Annotated in this window: 5 protein-coding genes; 4 read left to right on the top strand and 1 reads right to left on the bottom strand. The window is 33.5% G+C overall.

Annotated elements, in window-relative coordinates:
- Positions 1–143 precede the first annotated feature (143 nt).
- The 4 genes from WC223_13750 (at position 144) to WC223_13735 (ending at position 3582) form a co-directional block, all read left to right on the top strand.
- Entirely contained in the window at positions 144–851 is a 708-nt protein-coding gene (locus tag WC223_13750; GenBank protein ID MFA6925305.1) for a MotA/TolQ/ExbB proton channel family protein, read from the top strand.
- A gap of 43 nt (positions 852–894) precedes the next feature.
- Positions 895–1296 (top strand): biopolymer transporter ExbD, encoded by a 402-nt coding sequence (locus WC223_13745; protein ID MFA6925304.1) that lies wholly within the window; start codon positions 895–897, stop codon positions 1294–1296.
- Positions 1289–2185, top strand: a complete 897-nt coding sequence (locus WC223_13740; GenBank protein MFA6925303.1) for an energy transducer TonB — start codon at positions 1289–1291, stop codon at positions 2183–2185. Before WC223_13745 ends, WC223_13740 begins: the two co-directional genes overlap by 8 nt.
- Before the next feature lie 101 nt (positions 2186–2286).
- Positions 2287–3582 carry a folylpolyglutamate synthase/dihydrofolate synthase family protein gene (locus tag WC223_13735; protein ID MFA6925302.1) on the top strand — a complete coding sequence of 432 codons (1296 nt, stop codon included), beginning with the start codon at positions 2287–2289 and terminating at the stop codon, positions 3580–3582.
- Between the two features lie 137 nt (positions 3583–3719).
- Here WC223_13735 and WC223_13730 read toward each other — a convergent pair.
- Positions 3720–4806: pseudouridine synthase (locus tag WC223_13730; protein MFA6925301.1), on the bottom strand; the 1087-nt coding region annotated here is incomplete at its 5' end.

Genomic DNA, 4806 nt, shown 5'->3' with positions numbered 1-4806 from the left:
ACAACTTTTAAAAAACTCTCAAAGGTTTTTTAATAAGTTATCAATGTTTCGGAATTTAGTGCTAATTTTGTAAAATATATTTAACGAAAAATGGTCAACCTATTTCAGTATAAGACATATATATTAACTAAAACTTTATAAAAATGATATTAAATTTTTTATTACAGATTAATACAGTGACAGATACCGTTGTTAAAGCAGTTCCGCAAGTTGCAACAACTCCAAAAGTTGACGAACTATCATTGCTCAGCTTGATTATGAAAGGCGGTCCTATTATGATTCCGATATTTTTGTTGCTTATAATAGGAATTTATGTTTTTATTGAAAGATATATAACAATCAAAAAAGCACTCATGGTAGAAAAGAACTTTATGAGCGGCATACGCGAATTTATTCACGAAGGAAAAATTGATTCGGCAAGAGCACTTTGCAAAGGTTCAACAAGTTCGATTTCAAAAATGATTGAAAAAGGAATTTCACGTATTGGCAGACCTTTGAAAGAAATCGAAGAGGCAATAGAAAATGTGGGAAAATTTGAAATTTATCAATTGGAAAAAAATCTTGCAATACTTTCAATAGTTGCGGGTATTGCGCCAATGTTCGGTTTTATTGGTACAATTATCGGTGTTATTAAAATATTTTATGATATTTCACTTTCCGGAGATGTTAGTATAGGAACTGTTTCCGCCGGTTTATATACAAAAATGGTATCAAGTGCTGCCGGGTTAACTGTTGGCATTTTGGCATTTATTTGTTACCACTGGCTTAATATAATGCTCGATAAAATGATTCACCGTCTCGAAAAAAATGCAATTGAATTTATTGATTTACTCCAAGAACCTACAAAATAGTTTTTAGTTTAGAGTTTTCAGTTTTTAGTTAAAAAAATAAAGAATGAAATTAAGAAAAAAATCCAGATATAGTGCTGAGGTGAGTACAGCATCCATGAACGACATAATGTTTTTTTTGATGCTGTTCTTTCTTATTATGTCAACACTTTTAAATCCGAGTATAATTAATCTTACTCTTCCGAATGCAAAAAATGTTGAGAAGAAATATAAAAAAGAAATCACTATTTCTGTAACAAAAGACCTTAGGTATTACGTAAACAATACTGAAATAAGGTTCGAAAATCTCGAAGGAGTTTTAATAGGTGAATTGAAAAAAACGCAGGATGCAACAGTTGTTTTGAGAGTTGATAATGTTCTTACAGTTCAGGATTTAGTGAATGTTTTGCAAATAGGAAATAAATTAAAAGTGAGAATGATTTTAGCAACAAAAGGAACAAATGGCTGAAAAAGTTGATTTCATATTAAAAAACAGGAAAATTATTGCAGCAATGGGAACAATGTTTTTTTGCTTGTTGCTGCTTTGGATATTTATATTTATTGTTTTTCGCACTTCAATTCCTCCATTTCCCGATGAGGGTGGAGGTGGGGGAGGACTCGGAATAGAAGTTAATCTGGGTAATTCCAATGAAGGCATGGGCATTATTCAATCCGACCAGATTAATACTCCCGAATTTAGCAAACCTGTGGTTACAGAATCATCAAAAGAAAAAAGTGAAAAATTAATAACTCAGGAAAGCAATGATGAATCAACAATTATCAAAAATGATAATAATAAAAATTCGAAAAAAAACACTGTAATCGCAAAGAACGAAAATAAAAAAAAGAAAGATGAAAACAAGGAAACTGAATTAAATCCGAATGCCGACTTTTCGAAATGGAAAAAGAATAAAGGAGGTAATCAAGGAGAAACCGGAAAACCAGGCGACCAGGGGAAACCGGGTGGAACAATTTATTCGAAAAATTATAAAGGAGACGGTGGTGGAGGTAATGGAACTGGTCCCGGAAAAGGCGGCGGAATAGGCAACGGTGAAGGAAATGGTATAGGTTCCGGAAAAGGTCACGGTGTTTCATATAAACTCGAAGGTCGCACAAAAAAATATTTACCCGAACCAAAATATGATATTCAGGAATCGGGAGTTGTAACTGTTGAAATTGTTGTTAACAGGGAGGGAAAAGTTATAAGGGTGAGAGCAAGCAGCAAAGGCACTACAACCACAAATGCGACTCTTTGGAAAAGAGCGGAAGAAGCAGCTTTGAAAACTACATTCTCCTCAAAGCCCGATGCACCCGAAGAACAAAAGGGTTCAATAACTTATCATTTCATTCTGAATTGAGATGTTCAAAATCCAAAATAAATAAAGCTACGAGCTATGAGCCATGAGCTTCCAGAAAAAACTGTAAATAACAAACCACAAACATTTTAATTTCTAACTGAATGTTTTCTATGAATTACCAGCAAACACTCGAGTATCTTTACAATCAGTTTCCGATGTATCAAAGGGTGGGTATTAATGCCTACAAAACTGATTTGAATAACACTATTGACATCTGCAATTTTCTTGGAACCCCGCAGAATAATTTCAAGTCGGTTCATATTGCAGGAACAAACGGTAAAGGTTCGGTATCGCATTATCTTGCTTCGGTTTTGCAGGAAGCAGGATTAAAAACCGGATTATTCACTTCGCCTCATTTGAAAGATTTTCGCGAAAGAATTAAAATTAATGGCAAGGAAATTCCCGAAAAATATGTTGTTGATTTTATTGAAAAAAATAAAACCGAATTTGAAAAAATAAAACCATCGTTTTTTGAAATGGCATTCGGGTTGGCAGCAAAATATTTTTATGATGAAAAAGTTGATATTGCGGTAATCGAAACCGGCTTGGGTGGACGTCTCGACTCAACGAATGTTTTAACTCCTATTGTATCTGTGATAACTAACATAAGCATCGACCATACAAATCTGCTCGGAAGTACAATTGAAAGAATTGCAAAGGAAAAAGCAGGAATTATCAAGCCGTCTGTTCCTATTGTAATTGGCGAAACACAGGAAGAAATTGAGGATATTTTTATTAAAAAAGCTGATGCCAATAATTCTCCGATATATTTTGCCGATGAAGAATTTGAAATAAAAAATTTGAATTATAAAAACCAGAAGCTTGTAATGGATGTATTAAAAAATGAGGAATTAACAATTCAAAATCTGCAATCTGAACTTTTAGGATTTTATCAGGCAAAAAATATTGTAACAACTTTAAAAGCTGTTGATGTATTAAATGAAAGCGGATTTAATATTAATGAAAATAACATTCATTCGGGAATTGCAAGTGTTGTAAAAAATACAACTTTGCTCGGCAGATGGCATCTAATTTCCGAAAAGCCGCTCACAATTTGCGATGTTGCCCACAATGCCGATGGAATAAGAGAAGTGGTTAAACAAATTGAACAAACAACTTACAATAAACTTCATATAGTTTTCGGAATGGTTGATGATAAAGAAACCGAAAATATTTTAAATCTCTTACCGAATGAAGCAACTTATTATTTCTGCAAAGCAAGTATTCCAAGAGCTTTAAATGAAAGAGAATTATTATTTAAAGCAAAAGAAATCGGACTGAGAGGTTTGTCGTTTTCTACGGTAAAACAAGCATTGGAACGAGCCCGCCAGAATGCCGCTCCCGATGATTTGATTTTTGTCTGCGGAAGTATTTTTGTGGTTGCGGAGATAGTTTGAAGTTTTAAGACAAACGACAAATTGCCTTTGCCACGACTACGCTCATTCACTACAAATAAAATCCTGCATATTTTTAAAAAAATAGATTTGATTATCTCAGCAATACCCAAGCTACCATTGATTTTTACTTTTTTAATTTATTTACTCCCCATTTTCAGGAAAGAAATTTCATTGCTTGTTAGGATTCGCCATTTGCCGCGAGGAAGGTTTTTCTTTGTCAATCCTGCATAATAAACACGGTCGAGTTTATAAATTTTATATCCGAGTGTTTCAAAAATTCTTCTTACAATACGGTTCCATCCGATATGAATTTCCACACCTACAAAATTTTTCCCGAATTCGCTTTGAATGTATATTTCATCAACGTTCACGATTCCTTCTTCCAGTTCAACACCATTTCTTATTTTTTCCAAATCAACGGTTCTCAATGCCCTGTCGAGTTCCACACTATATATTTTTTTTACTTTGCTGCTCGGATGTGAAAGTTTTTTTGCAAGTTCACCATCATTTGTAAATAACAGCAAACCCGTTGTATTTCTGTCCAACCTACCAACAGGATAAATTCTTTCCCTGCACGCGTTTCCGACAAGTTCCATCACAGTATTACGCTGCTGTGGGTCATCGGTTGTGGTTATATAATCCTTAGGTTTATTTAACAAAATGTAAACGTTGCGTTCTTTTTTTAATGCAACGCCATTGTATTTAACCACATCGTCGGGTGAAATTTTATAACCAAGTTCAGTAATTATTTTTCCATTAACTGCAATTACACCTGCAATTATTAAATTGTCGGCTTCTCTGCGTGAACATATTCCTGCATTTGCAATATATTTATTCAAGCGAACCAAATCACTTTCTTTTTTAGAAGAAAATCTTTTTTTGCTATCATAGCGATTATTTTCGGAAAATTTATCTCTCGAATCATAACGTTTTTTAAATGGCTTTCTGTCATCTCTGTCAAAAAACTTTTTTCTGTCGTCCCTTCGATTTTCGCTGTCATATCTCTTTTTTGGTGCAAATTTCTTTCTGAAAGAATTATCTGAATTTTCTTTTACATCATTTTCTCTTTCTTCGTTAAATGATTTTTTTTCATATCCCGATTTATTTTCAGAAAACCTTTCTCTTGAATCATAACGTTTTTTAAATGGCTTTCTGTCATCTCTGTCAAAAAACTTTTTTCTGTCGTCCCTTCGATTTTCGCTGTCATATCTCTTTTTTGGTGCA

The sequence above is a fragment of the Bacteroidales bacterium genome, from assembly GCA_041671145.1.
GTDB lineage: Bacteria > Bacteroidota > Bacteroidia > Bacteroidales > JAHJDW01 > JAQUPB01.
Note: the sequence above shows the minus strand (reverse complement) of the source record. Positions and strands in the feature narration are given on the sequence as shown.